Genomic DNA, 21,413 nt, shown 5'->3' on the forward strand with positions numbered 1-21,413 from the left:
GCAACCCGCATAGGTTGCGTTTTGACTAACGACGTATATACAAAAACACGCTAGCTATAAGAAACTGTTTCCCCTACAACAACTGCATAATTCTCTGCAGCAATAGTATTTATAAAATTCCACTGCGCCTCACTGGTAGTTGGTGTAAAGGTAACTTGTAAAAACCCTCTTTGTGTAGCATCCATATATTGCAAGTCATCAATTAATATCTCCAAAGCTTGCTGAAAACTGGCAGCTTGATTTGTGTCAACACCTAAAAACCCTTCAAAACCCGGAGAAGAAACTGAAGAGGTAGCAAACTCTACTCCTATTTCCTGTCCATTTGTATCTTTTAATTTGCTGTACCAAGCATTATGCGTATCACCTGCCAAACAAACTGTTTTCTTTCCATTTAGTATTGTAAAAAGCTGTTCTCTCTCTATAAAATATCCGTCCCAGGCATCTAGGTTGTATGGAATAACGGTCTGCACTCTTGCTGCTTCTTGTTGTGTGAGTGTGGGATCTCCAGCTAAAAGTCTTGATTTAATCGTTGTCAATTCGATTAATACTGTTTGAAAAGCCACAGCAGTCTCTGGAGTAGCACTTCCTAAAGCTCCTATTTCGGCTACAAGTTTTCCTATTAATATTAAAAGCTCTGATGGCATAAACATTTTACCCATCAATACCTGTTGACCTAATACTTGCCAATTGGAGCTACTTACGGAAACTGCTCCAGAAAGCCAGTTCAGCTGTTCTGACCCCAGTAGTGTCCTGTTAGGGTCTTGTAATGCTGTCTGGAATGCAACTGCATCTAATCCTGTATCTGGACTAAAAAAATCATCATAAGAAAGTTGCTTATTTCTACCAATAATTCGGGTATCGAGCATATGCAAGCTTAGTACATTGCCAAAATCAAATGTTCTATAAATTTTAGAAGGGTCTTCCGATCTTACTGGTAAGAACTCACTATAAACCTGAATAGCGGTTTGTTTTCTTACCTCATATGATCCTTCAGAATCCTGATGATTCTCTGCTCCTTCAGTATAGGCATCATTGGTAACTTCGTGATCATCCCATACACAAATAAACGGTTTTTTCTGATGTGCCAGTTGCAGTTGAGCGTCGCTTCTATATTGTTTGTACCGAGCTCTGTAATCAGAAAGCGATATAATTTCATTAGCTGGTTGATGCACTCTATCTAAGGCCAAGGTATTCTCATTAGTGCCGTATTCTCCTTCACCATATTCATAAATATAATCTCCCAAATGGACAATAACATCAGCTTCAGAGTTTGCCATTGCACCATATACATTAAACAATCCTCCTGCAAAATTAGCACAGGAACATACAGCCAATTTTACGTCAGTTACCGTATCACCTAAAGAAGGAAGTGTAATAGTTTCTCCGATTACAGAGGTTGTTTGCGTTTCTAACTCAAAAAAACGATAGTAAAACTTACTATGAGATGGTAATTCCTGAACATCTATAGCTACAGTATAATCTCTATCTGCTCCCGTTATAAATTCACCACGTCGCACAACACTTTCAAAATTTCGATCCGAAGCAACTTGCCAATTAATTATAATATTAGGATTCCCGGAATCCGGTGTAAATCGTGTCCATATGATAATTTTAGAATCTGTAGGATCAAAACTTGCTACGCCTTCAAAAAAATTATCTGTATTAAGATTTGGAATACTGATATCCATATCATCATCGTCATTACAACTGATATACATAGGAGCAATCATAAAGCCCCCAGCAACTAACAAAGATTTTTCAAAAAAATTTCTTCTATTCATCGTGTGTTTATTTTCACACAAAGGTATTTTGCCACAATAAACTTGTTGTTATCTGTTCTTTAAATTAAGGTCAAACTATTGCCTTATAAAAAACATCACAGGTTGTTCTAATCACTCAACTTCAATAAAGAAAGCTATTCTACCCACGGACAATAACACGCATACTTTTTTGACCTACACGAAAAGTCAATTCCTAAGGTGATTTGATGAAAACCGCCATTATTAAATGTTACCGGATTGGATTGATAGGAATAGGTATAAGCAAACATGTATTTTCCAAAATTAACTCCGATAAAAGGCGTAACATAGTTTAGGGATTGAGTCGTAATTTCGGACCCATCTACAAAATCTATTGAGTCAAAACTTCTTCGGTAAGACAATCCTCCCCATAATTTTCCGAAATTCATATCACTGTAGATCTTCAGGTTGAAATCAATACTAGATTGGCTTACTCCTTCTCTGTGAGAAAATAAAATGGAAGGTTCATACGAAAAAGTTTTGCCGGGCCGATCAAACACGTACCCAACAGACACCAGATAATTACGCAAGTTGTTAACTAGTTGTAAGTCATTATTGACACCTGAGTTCTTCAATATATTTTTCGCGGTTACATGCGTGTAAAAGTTATACAGATTATACGAAAAACCCACATCCATATTAAACTCGCTTTCACTAATGGATCCTGGTCCAACCAAAGGATCGTTGGGGTCAAATCTTGTTTGATCCAATCTATATTGAATGATACCGGCACTTAGTCCAAAAGAAAGTTGATTCAAATCTGCCTCACTACTCGAAAACATCAAATGATGTGCATAGGTAACATATCCACCTGTTTGAGAAGAAAAACCATTTTTATCGTTATATACAATCGCACCGATTCCTGATTGAGAATTACCTATTCTTCCGTTATATGCAGCCGTATATAAACCGGGGCTATCTTCTTCACCAACCCAGTTTCTGCGACCAGTTAATCTGACCTGCGAACAATTAGCTGCTCCTGCCATCGATGGATGTAATAAATAATAGTTATCTGTTAGATAATCTGAGTATATTGATAGCCCTTCCTGAGCACTTCCAATTCTTGTTAACAGCAACATCATTATTGCTGTTAGATATATTTTTGTAAACTTCATCTTGCTTGTTTTGAAATAAAGAAATAATATTCCCATTATCGTTTTAGTGTAAAGTGTCTTCTGTAGGTAGCGGATCCATCTTTAAACTCTGCCACGAACCAATAGTCTGTAGCTGGAAGCGGTTTCCCACCGTAAGTCCCATCCCATTGATTATCCCTATTCAATTGTTGAAGAAGTTTTCCATATCGGTCAAAAATAAATATGTCCATTTCTGGAGTATCTACATTTCCTACAACTCCCCATTGATCATTGAATCCATCATTATTAGGGGTAAAAAATGCAGGAAATCCAACAACGAAAATGGACGCCGTAACAGAACCACATCTATTGGTATCTATGGCAGTTACCTCATGCAATCCTAGTGGAACATTTGTAAATATGTTACTGTCTTGTGGGCTTCCATTGTCAAGGATATATTGATACGTGCTATCTCCAGTTACCGTAGCAATGATATCACTGTTATCTGCAAAAGACCCTGATGACAATTGAAGGTCCAAGCTCTGTGGGGCATTCACTCCGGTAATAGTGATCTGCGAGCTTCCTTCACATGTAGAAACCACATCTGTATATGTTACGGTATAGGTTCCTGCCTGGGTTGCTTCATAGGTAGATTGTGTAGCTCCGGGAATGATTGTTCCTTCAAAACTCCAGTCAAAAGAAAAGTCTATATCGCTTAATTCTGTGTTGATCAGAAAAGAAGTGGCTGTATTAGGCCCTACGCATATGATTCCCGGCTCAATCTCTAATTCTTCAACATTTGTAATCTCTACAAAAAATGAAACTTCGTTTTCACAACCAATGCCATCAACTTCTCGTAAAAAAATCGTTTGACTTTCTAATATAATATCTCCGACATTTAGCTGTGTACCGGCCCCATCTGGTCCTGTAAAATATTGCTGTCCGTTTTGCAATGCTGGTAAGGTATAACGCTCACAAAAACGATCTCCTGGATTAACTGGCGCTACAGGGTTAGGCAATTGATTAATGGTAATATCCAGCGGTTTCTCATCAAAACAATTAGGAGTTGTACCTGTTTCTGCATACACATAAACTACCTGACTTGTATTAATTATTTCACCTGGATTGAGTTGCGTCCCCACTCCGTTCATTTCTGTAAAATAGTTTCCAAGCTCGAGTTCTGGTAATTCATAAGATTCACAAGCAGAGATGGCATCTATAGGGTCAATAATCGGAACATCCAGAATCTGATAAAAAACTTCGATACGACCACTAGCACAGTTTTCTGTGGTATCAAAAGCTTCTACACGATACACATAATCTCCTATATCAGTGTCTGTCGGAGTAAATGTTGCACTGTCCATCCGTAAGGAATTTCCATCCTGGTCATACCAGTTTGCTGTCTGGCCGGGTAATACATTAACCGATAACACTGGTGCTGTAGAACCAACACATATACTTTCGTTACTAGGATTAGTAGGCTCTGCGACATCAGGGCAACTACAATCAGGTGCTGTAATCATCAGCATAGCTACACAAGAAGTATTATCTGGATTTGTTGCAGTAATTGTAATATCAACTCCATCTGTTATTGCTGTAATCATCGAATTAACTACATCAACAGTTCCTGCATCAACAGGGTCTATCGAAATATTCCAGCTACCGTTAGTGATAAAAGATGCGTTATAAGTAGCTCGATCAGCAGCACAGGTTGTTTCTCCAAAAGCTAACGTAGGAACAGTACTTATCTCTACAGTGATTATGGCTGTGTCTGTGCATCCATTGCTGGATACAGTATAGCTGTAGTCCCCTTCAATATTTGTACTTGCAGTAATGGTACCATCTGGAATAACTGTCGCCGTTGGATCTGTCCAAACGCCTCCTGTATCTTCTCCGGTCAGTTCGTCGTATAAGTTAATAATAGCAGTGTTTCCTTCGCACAAAGTAACCGGAACTGGTGGCGTGTCATTAGGTTCTCCCGCCTCTGGAGGAGCAGTGACTGTAATAATTACGTCAACCAGATCACTGGCACACATTCCTACGGGTTCATATGCTTCTACTCTAAATAAATTGTCCCCCAATACCAACTCTGCTCTTATAGGCGTAAATGTATCTGTATTCTGAGCTCTTGCGATGGGAGTCACTCCATCAGCTAAGTACCAACGTCCCTCTAATCCAGACGTAAGTGTTACCGTTACAGAAGGTAAAGGTGCAGCATCTATACAAGTAGTTATAGGTGTTGCGGGAACAATTGGCTCATCTATATCAGGACATTGACATGTATCATCAATTGTAACATCTATCAGATATCTAATAGGTGGACATCCTGCCGTCAATACCGGAAGTGTATATATATATTCTCCGTCTAAGACACCTGTAGCGGTAGGATCTAATGTTCCTAAATGACCACCTGTTAATGCTGTGCCGGTTGCCGGCACACTCCAACTACCTGTAGTTAGCGTTCCCTCAGGTAACTCATCGAACAAATCCACAGGATCACATACCATAATCGCAAGAGGATCAAGATCTACATCCCCTATTTCTTCCCTCCAATCTCTTTCTACTGTTAACGGATTGTGATTATTGGGGAAATCCGTAGGGACTGTACCTCCATTATTTGCATTAGTTGCGCCAGTTAATCGATCTAATACGACTGTATCAAAAGCATCATCCAATCCGTCTCCATCTACATCAGAACCACCAGCCAGCAAATCCGGAATCCCGTCCTGATCAGTATCATAGGCTTCTATCGTATCTTCCAGACAATCACCTGACACGGGATCTGAGTTGTTATCTATGTAATCGGGAGCTGTATTTGTGTTAGAATTCACCGGAGCAATTGCAGTTCCATTGGTATCATAACTATCATCAACTCCATTAAAGTCTCCATCGATACCACTTGGTGAGATATAGCCAGCTGTAGACTGCCCTTCAATATTGTCAATAATACCATCACCATCTGCATCAATATCCAGGAAATCTAGATTGGCATCTGCATCAGAATTAATAACATTATGCACTACTGTAGTCGATGTTCCATCTACATCAATAGGCCCGTCAAAACGTCCATCTCCGTTTCCATCTGCTGCTGCATTTCCAGATTCTACAATGTCATAAATACCATCATTATCAGCATCCAGATCCTGAGAATTAGGAATTCCGTCACGATCAAAATCACAAGCGTTGGTAGAAAGAAAAATATTATCTATCCCAATATCATTACCATCACCATCTGTCCCTTGCCTATTGATTACTCTTATAGTCACAACATTAACAGTAGCATCTGGAACAAAAGAACTTTGTACAAGAATCCATTCATCTGTGCCATTAGATATTTCTCCAGAATCCTCACTAAAAAGAGGGGTACCTGTAGCCTGATCCACTACTTCTATCGTTAGACTTGCCTTTATTTCATCTGTATTATTATTCAGACCTGCTATAGACATTGTAAAATCATATTCAATTCCAGGAAGGACAGGCAGGTTTTCTGCCACAAAAACTGGTTTATCAGCAAATGCACTTGATTTCATATTAATAGCTAGATACCTACCATCTGTATTTCCATCGGCATCAACATCTCCTATACGATCTGTAGCCAAAAATGTTGCATCAAATCCTACATTAGTGCGATAGTGGGTAGATGTAGCCACATTATACTCCCCATCGTTTCCATTAATGTCCTGTGGTAACACTGGGTTATATGTTAAACCTAACCCTTCTGCATACCTACTTCTTGTTGGCCCCCCGAAACCAAAATCTTCTTCCAAAATAAATATAGGTGAAGTCGTTGCAGCGGTACAAAAACCATCTTCTATAACATCAGGAATACCATCATTATCATCATCATTGTCCGTTACATCAGGTACTCCATCATCATCAGCGTCATTATCCCCACAAGATCTTACTGTTATTATTGCACTAACTGGTGGACAAGCGCCTCCATTATCAATGGTATATGTAAATGCACCTCCATTAGGATCTGCTGTATCATAAGTCCCTGTGCCATTACTCCACACACCGCCAGGTTGCGGACCACCATCTAGTTCATCAAATAAATTAATCATACCGGATCTACCACATAAGAACATCGTAGTATTTAAACCTGGATTGGGTACTTCTTCTACGGTTACGGTAACTGTACTTCTCACAGAACCCGAGGGACCTCCATTAACGGTCACTGTGTAAGTAGTTGTTTCTAATGGTGTTTCTCGATAAAAAGAACAAGAATCATCAGGACTTGGAAATTGACAGTTCCTGATAAACGTGGGGTTGACTGTTTTTTCCCATTGTACGTTATATGTACTGGTTCCACCAGATGGCCTAGGCGGATCTATGCTGAGGTTTAATTGAATATCAGTTCCCTTACAAATGGTTTTGGCGGTTAAGCCATCATCTGTTTGAAAAGTAACAGTTTGCGCATAACTAAAAGCAAATAAAAATACTGCTACGCAATTGATTAATAGTTTACGTATCATAATGGTCGGTTTTTATTATGTTGGTTTTTATAAAAGAATGATAAAGACGGGCAAACAATTTATAATTGCATGCATTTTTACTCAAAGAATTCATGGTATTATTGATCGGTACTGAAGTTGACCTGAATATACATTCGCGTATTACTTTTTTTACTTTCAAAATAAACTCTGAAAGCAACAAGCTTATATTTAATACAAGAAAAAATAATAAAAGTACCCTTAGGTATATGCCTACGCTCACGTTGGTTAAGTTTTGTGTACAATAAAACCAGCAGTACTCTATTTTTGATTAGGGTGGGAAAGATCTTTAAAATAGACTACCGAAAAAGAGATAACGTACTAGTGTTTATAATATTTCCAGCCTTTACAGGTATTCGATGTGATGTAATTAATTGCCGTTATGTGGTCCCCGATTTCCTTTTTACTACTCTTCTTTAGAAAAATCCTACATTTATCCATTCTTACTTATGAAACAGAAAAGTTATTTCCTATAAGGATTACTTTGCACCTTATTTTACAATCTTTTTATTCCTATATTCCGCTACTGTTATTATTAACAATAAACATAAAAAACGAGTACACTCAATGAAGAAACTACGGTTTATCAGTAATATAATTTTTGGATAAAACAATAATCACCTATATTTGACCACATTAAAACCACAACTCATGCCTTATATCAGTGATGATGAACTATTGAATTTTCAGGTTCAAATAGATGAAGCAAAAGAAGAAAAAAGAGCTACTAACTACGCTCATAACAAAGCCCTTTCTGACGAACAGGAAAATACCAGAAAGTTTAAAATCGCTACGATCATATTGGGAATTATAGCTCTTCTAGGAATTGCAGGAACTGTATATTTTATGAAATTTAGCACCTCTGATGGAATGATCGCTAAAAGCGAAGCTAACAAAGAATCAATGATGCTAAAGAATAAAATTGCTGAACTTGAAGAAACTATCAAAAATTTATCGATGGATCAGGAGATTAATGCCTCTGGAAACGATATGGATGAAGAGCAAGAGAAAGCTTCTTTAAAAGATCAATTAGTGTATGCGGTTCAGATAGGAGCTTTCGAGAAAAAAGATTTATCGCTTTACTCTGAGAAATTTGTTAATTTTAAAGAGATCAAAGCAGGTAGCTTTAATAAATATGCACTTGGTAATTTTGCTTCATTATCGGAGGCTAAAAAATTTCGTAGAGAGTTAGTCCGTTTAGGCTTTAGAGGTGCCTTTATAGCTTCTTACCAAAATGGAGAACGTATAAAAATTGAAGAAGCTTGGTAATTCAGTTTTTCGAATGCGTTGCCCTGTAACTTTTTCTGTCGAAGTGGGTCACCAATAAAAAAACCCTGAGCTTTTTTATAAAACCTCAAGGAATTTTCTTAACTAAACTAACCAATTTAATCTAAAACTCGCTATACCTGTACTATCAGATAGGTCCTACCAGATCTTTTGTAATAGACTCCTTTGTGCCTGTAATATCTTGCACCTCTTACTGTAATCACCCTATATCCTGCGGGTAACGTATTTACACGAAGTCCTACCGGAGCTGCGACAGTTACATACCTTCTATTCTTTTTTACATACCAAACACCATCGCTTCTGTAGTATTTTACATTGTTATGAAATACAATTTTAGGACGATGTACTTTAGTGATCATTACCCGATTTGTTGGACGTACTCGAACTGTTGTTGTGCAAGAGATAGTTACTGTAGATAACAAAAAACCTAATACAAACATTTTTGATAGTGTTCTCATAATAATCCTTATTTTTTGTTCTTCGTTATTATGACTACCGCTGTTAAAAAAGGTTTAATTCCTTCAGATATAAATTATTTCTCAACGTACTCTTGTATCGGGATTTCATTTATAAATACATCTTTAAGAACTACATCTTCATCTTTGATATATACTAATGCATATACATTATCCAAACGACTATCTCTATTGGCTCTCGTATATGCCAGCTCTGCATCATACGCCTTTGTTTCTTCCATATAAAATATATTGAATGGTAACTGAAAATTAACCTTGTTTTTGTAATAATACGTTACTCTGGCGGTCACGTAGTCAGCTTCACTTTCTAAGGACGTTTTACTGATTTCAGAGACCTCCGCAAAACCTTTATCATCATTTTTAAGATAGATATAAATCTCCTCACCTACTACATAGGTAGTATCGTTCGTTTCAAAATGATTCATCTCGTACTGGAGTGTGATATACTTCCCTCTAAAGGGATCAGTAGGATCAATAGGTCTTGTTTTAAACTTATAAGCTACTCCTGAGTTTAAAATATCCTCACTCCCTAAAATCATCTGAGTTGGAACGTAAATCTGAGCCAATGCCAACACAACGAATAAAATTAATAAATACATGATTTTCATATGTCCAATTTTTATTGTTTTACCATTTTCTGTTGCCTTCTTAACATAATGTAGTTGGTTAGAAAAAAACCCAAACCGATAGTAATAAATAACAATCCGTGAATCACAAAGCTCATATCTGTATCAAAGAACCTGCAGATGATTAGTATGGAAACGACCAGCAATCCATAATTAAGAACTCCAAAATTATATTTGTCTGTCCCAATCTTAATAGCAGAAATACCCAAAGTAAAAACCAATATATTGGTTAAGGTCATTGGTAGTGTGGTCATTCCAGAAAATGAGTAGAATAACACCGAGAATATCAGAAACGATACCTGAAATAAATTAACAGATCGGATTCCTTCCTTGATGATATTAAATAGTAACACTGATATTGCCACAATTTCTAAAACCAAAGAGATATAGAATTCCTGAGAAACATACATCGTGGTATCAAGAATTTCTGCCCACAACCATCTAAAAGTGCATATCATCAATACAATGGTCGTCCCCAAAGAACCAAGAATCAAGAATCCATTTCTTAGTGTTCTTAATTCTTTGAATAATGGATGCCTTCCTAAATTATAATATATGCCAAAAAGAGTCATATACACGACAAAGCCTAATTCTTCATTATCATTTATAAATGCCCCGAGTCCGACTGCTATACTTGCCGGTATCATCCAATTAAAAATTGTGGCTGCATTGCTTAATAATTGATTCTTTATCTCTAGTATATAATAGGGTATGATTGCCAATATAAAAACCAAATACCACCAAGTAATACTATCATTTTTATAATTCCAAAGGCCAACTTCTGCTACATAATAAGTACTTGACAAGATAACCAATAGCATTACTGCATGAGATCTAAGCAAGTAAATCAATGGTAAACAAAGGGTGATCCAGGTTTTTAAAAAAGACCCTAAATCACCCGATAAATTATAAATCTGACTTACTAAAGAAATACTGGCTCCTACCGCAAAAAACAAAAAGGTGCCTGAAGCTTCTTTCCACGTACGGCTTTTATTTTTAATTATGGAAAATCCTGTGATACATTGCCCGGTAATTAGAGGGACAAATGCTACTATGGTTTTTGTCAATCTGGAGAAATCATCCCAATTATGCGCCAGCATCAGAATGATTCCGGATCCTATCAACAACGCTCCAAAAATTCCGAATATAGTAAATAACCTATTGGGTTTAGGTGCTTGCTTTTGATCAAAATATGAAGAAATCCTATCTGCGATCTCTAGTGAGATTACCTGATCTGTGACCAGTTCTTTTAATTCATTTTGAAATTTTGAAATCATGTTTTGACGGTTTTATAAAATGTATTTATTCAAAAGGAAACATCAACAATGTCCCTACTAACAGCGAATTATAAAAGCAGGTCAGTAAGTACACTATCATTCTCCTATTGATTAAAGGCCTTATACCATAGAAAACAATGGCTCCGAAAATAACTCCCACACTAATAAAGAATGGTATTGTCAATACAAATATCAAAGAGGCTCCACCACCTGTGACCCATATTGTTTTGGACACAAAGGATTAAAAACCCTAATAAAACCAGAAAGAATGCGTGCGCACGTCTTCTGGTATCTTTCATAAGAGTTATTTCTAAATAAAAAAGACAGCCACAGCTCTGTAGCTGCCTTCTCTAATCATCAAAACAAGGAACTGTAATCATCCAGTTCCTCCTTTTGATTTGTTTTCCAATTACACTTCTTTTGCTTCAATAAATTTTTTATCTCTGGTATTTTTTTGCACTGCGATAGCTGAGAACAAACTAAGGGTGAATGACATTCCATAGAATCCTTTTTCACTTAGATCCAGATCGGCATTCCATAATCCAATGATCAATAAAACGATGGATGCCAAGGCGGCAAACCAGCTAATTCCATAATAGATTTCTGTTACCTGCAATCCTTCTAACTTATCTCGTACGTTTTTTTGTACGGATACTGCAGAGAACAACCCAAATAAAAGAATAGTAAAGTAGTAGCCTTTCTCGTTGAGCAGCATATCTGCATTCCACAAACCTGTGCAAAAAGACACCATACCTGCTAACAACGCTACCCATGAAGCCCCTATAAAGGCAGCTGTTGGTTTTTGATCATACACCTTGATTTCTTTTTTATCGATGTTGTCATTACTAACCTCTTCTGTTACATCATTACTAAATTTGTAATCCATAATAATTGATTTTGATGATTAATTTTTATTTCAATTGTTTGTTTTGAACAGGACAAATTTGCAACGACTTGATCAGTTTAAAAACTCTATTTTCATAAAAAACTTACGATATATTTCATTGCTTTAATTCATTTTTTCAATTTTAAAGTTATATTTAATCCCTATATACTTACGATATAATGAATACACTCTCTACTATAATTAGAACCTTATCCGTTGAAGAAAAAAGGATTTTCATTCATGTTCTTAAGCAAAAGAATAAAAGAAATGATACTAAAAACATTCAGTTATTCAAGCTTTTGGATACCTCACCAGATAATAAAAACTTAGATATTCAGATATATGGAAAAAAGTCAAAAGGTGCTTTTCATGCACTGTGTAAAAGACTGCACGATAACCTTATTGATTTTATTGCCAGCAAAAGTTTTGAAAACGAAACCTCTGAAGAGATGGAAATTTTCAAACTATTACTGGCCAGTAGAATTTTCTTTGAGCAAAAACAGTATAAAATTGCTTTAAAAACCATCAAGAAAGCCGAATTAAAAGCTAAAACCTATGATCTCTTTAGTGTATTACATGAAATTTATTATACAAAAATTCAATATGCTCACGTAGACCCAAGCATCTCCTTAGAAATTGTAATACAGGATTTTAAACGTAATCAAACTTTATTAAAACAGGAAGAGAATTTAAATCTCTTTTATGCAAACATTCAAAATAAACTTTTGCAAAATGAGAATGATATCACAAAGATCATTAAAGATTCTTTGCGCGCTTATGATATTTCAATTTATCAGGATCTGACGTTTAGATCATTATTCAAAATTTTAGAAATTGCTAATAAAGCAGCCAATGTAACACGTAATTTTCATTCGATTCTTTCTTTTGTAGAAAAAACGTATCAACAAATAGAATCAAAAGAACAACTTACACATAAACATTTATTCTATCATATTCAGATACTTTATTATGTATCGAATTCATATTTTAGGAACAAAGATTTTGTAAATTCTCTTGGGTATCTAAAAAAAATGGAGGAACAAATGACTAGGCAACAAAAGAAATATTACAAAAGGTTTCTTCCACAATACTGTCTTTTAGAAGTTTTAAACCATAACTATACAGGTCAAGCGACAAAGGCAATCTCCATATTAGAAAGTTTTGATCACAGTATTTTCAAGGATCAAACCACTTATATTTTAGACCTGAAATTATCATTGATTGTATGTTACTTCCAGCAATCTAGATGGAAAGATGCTTTAAGGCTTTTCAATGAATTATACCATAGTGATACCTGGTATATGCAAAAAGCGGGAATCATCTGGGTGATTAAAAAGAATCTGACCGAAATATTGTTACATATAGAATTGGATCACATGGATTTAGTAGAGTCCAGAATAAAAAGTTTTAGGAAAAAACACAATAGCTATTTAAGAAATAACGGTGAGAATCGCGTATTGGAGTTTTTATCACTGGCAAACGATTATTACCTAAAAGGTAATACTATAAATACAAAAGAATTTTTATTTAAAATCGAAAAATCTCTAATCCAAAACAGCCCTGATCAAGAGGATATATTTGCGATGAGTTTTTATGCCTGGCTCAAAGCTCGCGTTTTAAAATCAGACTTATATCAAACCACACTAGAAGTGGTACATCAATAGTAACATTGAAGATACCTATCATTTATATCAGCGATCTTACTCATAAAAGATGAGACTATATGTTGGATTAAGACTATTTTATAAGTGAGGTTTAAAAAAAGATTATGCCTTATAGAGTATTAATTTCTAATTCATAAGATATTGAAGTGCTGATTGATAGTTTTTAACGTTCTTTTCACTTATCACGCTCTGTTATTTATTTATCTTCGAGCGATAAAAAACAACTCATGCTCAAAAATACGTTCTATCTTTTACTGGTATTTACCATTACACTTTCTAGTTGTTCATCATTACAAAATAAAAAAGAAAAACAACCAGCTACCACTGCAGCTAAAAAACCTGCTAAGGATAAAAATCCTATCAAAACTTACAGCGAGGTCATTACGGAAAAAGCGAAAAGTGACCCTGGTCTTTTTACAGTACATAATATAGAGAACACCTATTACTATGAGATTCCGGATTCTCTGTTTAATAGAGAAATGCTAATGGTTACAAGAATTGCAAAGACCGCTACGGGTATAGGTTTCGGTGGAGGGAAGCAAAATACACAAGTACTTAGATGGCAAAAGAAAAACAAACAAGTACTACTTCGTGTAGTGTCTTATCAGGTGTATGCGGCAGATTCGTTACCGATTCATGAAGCTGTGGTTAATTCTAATTTCGAACCTGTTCTGTTTTCATTTCCTATAAAAGCCTTTCATAAAGACTCTATAAATAACGCAACGGTTATTGAAGTTACCGATCTTTTCAAAAAAGATGTAAAAGCACTTGGTTTCCCTGCATCGAGAAGAAAAAGATATAAGATCACACGATTAGACGCAAACTTGTCATACATAGATTCTATACGGAGTTATCCTCTTAATATTGAAACGCGACACGTAAAAACATACAACGCAGGAGAACCCCCTTCTAATGCCAGTACAGGAACCATTTCTTTAGAGATGAGCAACTCAATGATCCTACTCCCAGAAACACCAATGAAACGAAGGTATTTCGATCAACGCGTAGGATGGTTCGCAAGAGGACAAACAGATTACGGATTAGAAGCTCAGGAAAGTAAGACAATACGATATTTAGATAAATGGAGACTAGAAGTAAGAGATGAAGATATTGAAAAATTTAAAAGAGGAGAGTTAGTTGTACCCAAAAAGCAAATTGTGTATTATATCGACAGAGCTACTCCAAAAAAATGGAGAAAATATATCAAACAAGGTATCGAAGATTGGCAAGTAGCTTTTGAAGAAGCCGGTTTCAAAGAAGCAATAATTGCCAAAGATCCTCCGACTAAAGAAGAAGACCCTGATTGGAGTCCAGAAGATGCGCGGTATTCTGTTGTGCGGTATTTGGCTTCTCCGATTCCTAATGCAAACGGACCCCACGTAAGTGACCCCAGATCTGGGGAAATTTTGGAAAGTGATATCAACTGGTATCATAACGTAATGACGCTACTGCGCAATTGGTTCTTTGTGCAAACAGCAGCAATAAACCCTGATGCGCAAGGGGTCGCTTTCAAAGATGAAGTGATGGGCCGACTTATTAGATTTGTTTCTTCGCACGAAGTGGGTCATACCTTAGGTTTACCGCATAATATGGGAAGTAGTACAGCATACCCTGTGGAATCCCTCCGTGATCCTGAATTCACAAAAAAATATGGAACAGCACCATCAATTATGGATTATGCACGTTTTAATTATATCGCACAACCAGGTGATGGAGATGTTGCATTAATGCCAGAAATAGGTATTTATGATAAACATGCTATTCGATGGGGATACCGACCAATTCTTGGAACTACTGCGGAAGAAGAAAAGAAAACCTTGGATAGTTGGATATTAAAACACGCAGACGATCCTAAATATCGTTTCGGAAGACAACAGTTTGGGGTGATTGACCCTAGCTCACAAACAGAAGATCTTGGAGATGACGCAGTTAAAGCAAGTACTTATGGAATTGCTAATCTAAAAAGAATTGTACCCAATTTAATCCAGTGGACAGCAGAAGACGGTAAGAATTATGATGACCTACAAACCATGTACGGACAGGTATTAAGTCAATATAATAGGTATATGGGGCACGTTGCTTCTAATATAGGAGGTGTATATGAATACTATAAGACATATGATCAAGAAGGAGCTGTATATACTCATGTAACCAAAGAAAACCAAAAGCGCGCTATGAAGTTCATACAAAATCAATTATTTACTACACCAGATTGGTTATTAGATGATACGATTTTCAACAAAATTGAATTCGCAGGTAGTGTAGAACGCGTACGCGGTTTTCAGACTAGAACGCTGAACAATCTGTTAGATCAGGGAAGAATGGCCAGGCTTATTGAGAACGAAGCGATCAATAAAAAAGATGCGTATACATTAATCGATATGATGACAGAACTTAGGTCTGGTCTATGGAGTGAGCTAAGAAAAGGAGCATCAATCGATGTATATCGTCGTAATCTACAAAGAGCATATATTGAGCGATTAGAGTTTTTAATGACTAAAGAGCAAACACCAATTCCGGCTAATATAAGACGTTTCGTAAGACGAACTAATGTGAATGTATCACAAAGTGATATCAGACCAATTGTAAGAGCAGAACTTAAAAACTTACAGAGAGATATCAGAAACGCATTAGGTAGAACTTCTGATAGAATGACCCGTTATCACTTGCAGGACGCTTTAGAGAGAGTTTCTTTAATATTAGAGCCTAAAAAATAACAATATTTATTATATCATTATTGATGGCAATCTTGAATCATCGCTATTACTTTTAGTAGAATTAAATTACTAAACAAGACTCACCAAAAGTAGATTATCTTATGCTCATACAGGAATATACCTCAGAATGGAAAGAATATTTCCAGAGTATAAAGAAGGAACTTGAAAATGCTGTAACGGGAATTACAATTAAAATTGAACACGTAGGAAGCACGTCAGTTTCGGGATTGGCATCCAAACCAATCATTGATATCGATATTATCTACAATAAAGATTCAGATTTTAAAAAAATAAAGACTGGATTAGCTAGTATAGGATATTATCATAATGGCAATCAGGGAATTCTTCATAGAGAAGTTTTTAAAAGAAATGGAACCGTTCAAAACAAAATTCTGGATAGCATACCACATCATTTATATGCTTGCCCAATACATAGCGATGAATTAGATAAACATTTGCTGTTTAGAGATCATTTAAGAAAAAATAAAACTGCTAGATTAACATATCAGAATCTTAAATATACAATAGCAGAAAGGGCAGATCAAAACAGAAAAGCATATAACTTAATCAAAGAAATAAAAGCAAAAGAATTTATATGCTCTATAATTGACTTAGAGAAAAAAATGTTGGATACTAAGAAATAAAAACTACCCGATAACTTCTAAAAAAGTAGTGTAATTTCTATCCTACTATTGATTCGAACTTACGATACCAGTGATTAAACACAAGCCGTGAAAAACGTTAAAATAGGTTGTTCTGCTAAAACCGTAACTAAATTACATTTTTTTTGAAAGAATAATACTACAAAAATAGCTTTAAATAAATATTTAAACGTAATTTGTGGAATATTTTTGCATTTAATCTGTTTCCCCAAAATAGAATGTATGAAAAAAACTACTCTTATCATAGGCCTATGCATGCTGCTGAATTCTTATTGTTTTTCGCAACAAAAATCTCTAGACAGCATACTTCCAACAATAAAAACTCAAAAAGATTCTATTCTTTTTGATGACGCAATAAAACATTTCAAAGAACTTTGGGTTCAAGGAAATTTCGAAATCGCATTATCATACGAAGAAGAACTATTATCCATTTCCAAAAAAATACAATATAACAGAGGAATTGGAGATGTGTATAAACAAATTGGTAACATTTATAACCATACTCAGAAACACATCAAAGCTTTTCATAATTATGATAAAGCTATTATTTATTATAAAATAGCTAATTATCCCAGAGGGCTTGCGATCATTAATAATAATAAATCCACCATAGAACAAGGAAGAGGAAACTCGGAACAAGCGATTCATTACATCCTGGAAGCCAACCTATATTTTGAAAGAATAGAAGATGGTTTAATCTTATCCAGCACCTATAATAATATGGCCAATATCTACTCGGATATTAATAATTATGAACTGGCAGAAAAATATTATAAAAAATCAATAGTACTAAAAAAGCAATATAATTCAAAAAAACTAGGCGCATCACTTAGCAATTTAGCTTTGATTTACATTGCTCAAAAAAGAATGGACAGCGCAGAAGTACTTACCAAAGAAGCCTTAAAGATTAGCAAGAAAAATAATAATACACTAAGTGAATCTTTGTCTTACAACCGATTAGCCTCTATAGCTCTCGGTAAAAAAGAGTATCAGAAATCCAAAAAATATTATGACTCTTCGTACCAAGCCGCAGTAAAAACACAAAATAATAAAGTTGCCGCTAATGCTAAACAGCAGTTGGGCTTAATTGCTATAAAAACCAAAGAATATGAAAAAGCCGAACGTCTTTTAGCTGAAGCTCGTACAGAATTATTAACACTACAAACGAAACCATTGTTACTTACGAATTACAGATATTCTGCAACATTAGATTCTGCTAGAAATAATTTGGCAGAAGCATTTGCCTGGCAAAAAAAGTATCAGAAAATAGCAGATCAAAATTCATCTGATGAAACTGTAAAAAAAATCTCTCAAGCAGAGGAACGTTTCAAATCTGAATTAGAACAACTGAAACTTCTGGAAGCACAGAAAAAAACAGAATTACAAACCAAAGAAGAACTATACAGATATCGAATATTTACTTTTATCAGTTTAGGTGTCTCAATACTCATATTTATCTTCATGGTTTTTATTGTAAAAACAAGAAGGGAACGAAAGAGATACATCAAACAATTAAATGAATCTAATCAGGTAAAAAACAAACTATTCTCTATCATATCACATGATCTAAAAAATGAAATCCACGGTCTTGATGGAACTTTAAACCTTTTAAAAGAAGATGCTATCTCTAAAGAAGAATTTCAACAAATCGTTCCTTTACTGGCAAACAAAACGCATCAAACTTCAATTATGCTTAATAATTTGCTGAATTGGTCAAAATCGCAAATGAAAGAACTAAATGCTAAACCAACCGAATTTAATATCAAAGATGTGATCAATAGTAAATTTACCTTTTTTGAACCTAAAGCAGAGCTCAAGGATATCAAACTTAATAACCAATTAGATTCGACTATGGTGTATGCTGATAAAGATATGTTCTCTATAGTGTCGCAAAACTTAATTGCAAATGCTATTAAATTTTGCAAACCCGGTGATTCAATCACGTTACTTTCAGAAGAAAAAGAAAAACATTACGAGATCTGTTTTCAGGATACTGGGATAGGCATACCACAAGAGAACTTAGGTAAATTGTTTGCAGAAGAAACCTTTACAACAGAAGGTACACAACAAGAAACTGGAACTGGTCTTGGGTTAAGAATATGTAAGGAACTCGTCGAACTTAATAAAGGTGAAATTAATGTAAGAAGTATCTTGGGTAAAGGAAGTACTTTTTGCATCACATTACCAAAAGCATCCTAAATAGAAAAGTTTGTGAGTTATATTCTCAAAAGTTTAATTTTCATTTTAAAAAGCACATATACAAAAGCCAATCTGATCAAGATTGGCTTTTGTATTTTATAAGTTTTCCGCAGTAATAGCCACAGCTTTTATAGTTTCATCGAGATCATTATAAGTCAAAGCCTCTGTAATAAACCAGGTTTCAAAAGCACTGGGGGCAATATAAATTCCTTGATTCAGCATCCCATGAAAGAATTTCTTAAATGTTTCATTATTCCCTTTGGCAGCACTTTCGAAATCAATAACCGAATCTTCAGAAAAATGAACAGAAATCATAGAACCGATTCGGTTTATGGTATGCACCACGTTTTTCTCTTTTAACACCTTAGCCATTCCTTCATGTAAATACGCTGTCTTTTTTCCAATACTATCAAAAATAGCCGTGTTATCATTTAACTCGGTTAACATGGCTAATCCTGCCGCCATTGCCAACGGATTACCACTTAATGTTCCGGCCTGATACACCGGACCTAAAGGAGCCAAATGATTCATGATTTCATCTCTGGCAGCGAATGCTCCAACAGGAAGTCCTCCTCCAATTACTTTGCCAAAAGTAACGATATCGGCACGCACTCCTACTAATTCTTGGACTCCGCCTTTTGCCAACCTAAAACCGGTCATCACCTCATCAAAAACTAACAATATATCATTTGCATCACAAAGAGAACGCAGTCCTTCCAGAAAACCTTTAACTGGCGGAATACACCCCATATTGCCGGCAACAGGTTCTACGATAATACAAGCAATTTCTTCTTTATTAGACTTAACAATATTTTCTACATTTGCTAAATCATTATAACGTGCTAGCAAAGTATCTTTTGCAGTACCTGCCGTTACACCTGGGCTATTAGGGCTGCCAAAAGTAACTGCACCACTACCCGCCTGAATCAAAAAAGAATCACTATGTCCGTGATAACAACCTGCAAATTTTATAATTTTATCTTTTTTGGTAAATCCACGCGCTAATCTTACAGCACTCATACAGGCTTCGGTACCTGAGTTTACAAATCGTATTTTGTCTATATTAGGCACCATAGATACTGCTAACTCTGCAATCTTAGTTTCAATTTCGGTTGGCATTCCAAAACTGGTTCCTTTTTTTGCTTTATCGACAACAGCCTGTACCACTGGCGGATGTGCGTGCCCCAGAATCATTGGACCCCAGGAGTTTATATAATCTATAAGACGATTTCCATCTTCATCATATAAATACGCTCCTTTTGCTTCTTTGACAAAAATTGGATCTCCTCCTACTGCTTTAAACGCACGTACTGGTGAGTTAACTCCTCCGGGAATTACTTTTTGAGCCTCATTAAATAGAGCACTACTTCTTTTATAAATCATATTAGATTAAAATTCTTCAGAATCATCATCAGGCTCTTCTACTTTCAAAACTTGTCCGATGGCGATTGCATTATCTTTTAAATTATTATACGCTTTAAGTTCAGCAACTTTCATGTTATGTCTTCTTGATATAGAATAAAGCGTATCTCCTTTCTGAACCACATACTCGCCATTTTTTGTTATAGAAGATGTTTCCCTTTTAGATTTTTTGGGTTTTTCGGCAATGTATCTTTTTCCTAAAACCTCAGCATCGAACTTATCCAAATTATATCTTTTTATAATACTTATAAGTTTAACAGGGTACTTCTTATCCGTCGCATAACCAGCAGCACGCAAGCCATATGCCCAAGATTTATAATCATCTGGTTTATAGGTAAAAAGTTTCTTATAGCGCCTTCTGTTTTTTAGGAACAACGAGTGATCTCTAAAAGAGTGACTTGCTTTTTCATATTTCCTAAAACATTCCTGAGAAAGATCATCATCGTGATAGACCCTATCTCCCGTCCAATCATGGCATTTAATTCCAAAATGATTTTTCGCTTTTCCTGTGAGTTCCCCATAACCTGCTCCAGACTCCAGGATTCCTTGAGCCAATGTAATACTGGCTGGAATACCATATTGGACCATTTCGTGTTTAGCGATATTGGCATACTCAAATATATAATTCTGGACTTTTTCTTTATAAGAAACAGTAGCAAGAGGTGTTTTTGTTTCCTTCTGCTCTTTTATTTCTTTTATTTCTCTACTGATCTCTGCTTTTCTTGCAGAAACAGCTGGGGTTCTTGTAGCAGCTGTTGTCTTTTTGCTACCTCCACAAGAAATCAAGAGCGTAGTAACACCAAACAAGATTAAAATTTTCCTCACGTTCATA

14 protein-coding genes are annotated in these 21,413 nt (G+C 35.6%); 5 read left to right on the forward strand and 9 right to left on the reverse strand.

Translation table 11 applies throughout. The features are described 5' to 3' along the window. Positions 1-50 precede the first annotated feature (50 nt). From ACWGOQ_RS15545 to ACWGOQ_RS15555, 3 genes are all read right to left on the reverse strand, one after another. Complete coding sequence (locus tag ACWGOQ_RS15545) at positions 51-1,781, reverse strand: alkaline phosphatase D family protein (protein WP_452059062.1); 1,731 nt, start codon at positions 1,779-1,781, stop codon at positions 51-53. Positions 1,782-1,915: 134 nt separating this feature from the next. Further along, positions 1,916-2,914: a PorP/SprF family type IX secretion system membrane protein gene (locus tag ACWGOQ_RS15550; protein ID WP_452059063.1), complete on the reverse strand. Its 999-nt coding sequence runs from the start codon at positions 2,912-2,914 to the stop codon at positions 1,916-1,918. Between the two features lie 35 nt (positions 2,915-2,949). Further along, positions 2,950-7,347: a T9SS type B sorting domain-containing protein gene (locus ACWGOQ_RS15555; protein WP_452059064.1), complete on the reverse strand. Its 4,398-nt coding sequence runs from the start codon at positions 7,345-7,347 to the stop codon at positions 2,950-2,952. Between the two features lie 669 nt (positions 7,348-8,016). Here ACWGOQ_RS15555 and ACWGOQ_RS15560 point away from each other — a divergent pair. After that, a complete protein-coding gene (locus ACWGOQ_RS15560) occupies positions 8,017-8,634 on the forward strand; it encodes an SPOR domain-containing protein (protein ID WP_452059065.1) in 618 nt (205 codons plus the stop codon). A 131-nt stretch (positions 8,635-8,765) separates the two neighbouring features. On the opposite strand, the gene ACWGOQ_RS15565 is transcribed toward ACWGOQ_RS15560, so the two are convergent. The 4 genes from ACWGOQ_RS15565 to yiaA all read right to left on the reverse strand — a co-directional run bounded on the left by ACWGOQ_RS15565 (position 8,766) and on the right by yiaA (position 11,917). Next, complete coding sequence (locus ACWGOQ_RS15565) at positions 8,766-9,110, reverse strand: DUF6515 family protein (protein ID WP_452059066.1); 345 nt, start codon at positions 9,108-9,110, stop codon at positions 8,766-8,768. Positions 9,111-9,184: 74 nt separating this feature from the next. Further along, positions 9,185-9,736 (reverse strand): GDYXXLXY domain-containing protein, encoded by a 552-nt coding sequence (locus tag ACWGOQ_RS15570; protein WP_452059067.1) that lies wholly within the window; start codon positions 9,734-9,736, stop codon positions 9,185-9,187. Between the two features lie 11 nt (positions 9,737-9,747). Further along, positions 9,748-11,031, reverse strand: coding sequence for a DUF2157 domain-containing protein (locus ACWGOQ_RS15575; RefSeq protein WP_452059068.1), 1,284 nt, complete (start codon positions 11,029-11,031; stop codon positions 9,748-9,750). A 409-nt stretch (positions 11,032-11,440) separates the two neighbouring features. Further along, positions 11,441-11,917, reverse strand: a complete 477-nt coding sequence (yiaA, locus tag ACWGOQ_RS15580; RefSeq protein ID WP_452059069.1) for an inner membrane protein YiaA — start codon at positions 11,915-11,917, stop codon at positions 11,441-11,443. Between the two features lie 179 nt (positions 11,918-12,096). Here yiaA and ACWGOQ_RS15585 point away from each other — a divergent pair, with 179 nt between their 5' ends. The 4 genes from ACWGOQ_RS15585 to ACWGOQ_RS15600 all read left to right on the forward strand — a co-directional run bounded on the left by ACWGOQ_RS15585 (position 12,097) and on the right by ACWGOQ_RS15600 (position 19,159). After that, positions 12,097-13,581: a hypothetical protein gene (locus ACWGOQ_RS15585; RefSeq protein ID WP_452059070.1), complete on the forward strand. Its 1,485-nt coding sequence runs from the start codon at positions 12,097-12,099 to the stop codon at positions 13,579-13,581. A 227-nt stretch (positions 13,582-13,808) separates the two neighbouring features. Beyond that, complete coding sequence (locus tag ACWGOQ_RS15590; protein WP_452059071.1) at positions 13,809-16,298, forward strand: zinc-dependent metalloprotease; 2,490 nt, start codon at positions 13,809-13,811, stop codon at positions 16,296-16,298. A 101-nt stretch (positions 16,299-16,399) separates the two neighbouring features. Next, the gene (locus tag ACWGOQ_RS15595; RefSeq protein WP_452059072.1) at positions 16,400-16,942 is read left to right on the forward strand and encodes a GrpB family protein; all 543 of its coding nucleotides are present in this window, start codon (positions 16,400-16,402) and stop codon (positions 16,940-16,942) included. A gap of 240 nt (positions 16,943-17,182) precedes the next feature. After that, positions 17,183-19,159, forward strand: coding sequence for a tetratricopeptide repeat-containing sensor histidine kinase (locus ACWGOQ_RS15600; RefSeq protein WP_452059073.1), 1,977 nt, complete (start codon positions 17,183-17,185; stop codon positions 19,157-19,159). Between the two features lie 96 nt (positions 19,160-19,255). Here ACWGOQ_RS15600 and hemL read toward each other — a convergent pair whose 3' ends face one another. Together hemL and ACWGOQ_RS15610 are read right to left on the reverse strand one after the other, a co-directional pair. Then, positions 19,256-20,542, reverse strand: coding sequence for a glutamate-1-semialdehyde 2,1-aminomutase (hemL, locus tag ACWGOQ_RS15605; RefSeq protein WP_452059074.1), 1,287 nt, complete (start codon positions 20,540-20,542; stop codon positions 19,256-19,258). 6 nt (positions 20,543-20,548) lie between these two features. Further along, complete coding sequence (locus tag ACWGOQ_RS15610) at positions 20,549-21,412, reverse strand: glucosaminidase domain-containing protein (RefSeq protein WP_452059075.1); 864 nt, start codon at positions 21,410-21,412, stop codon at positions 20,549-20,551. Position 21,413 lies beyond the last annotated feature (1 nt).

Source organism: Aquimarina ulvae, from assembly GCF_053613295.3.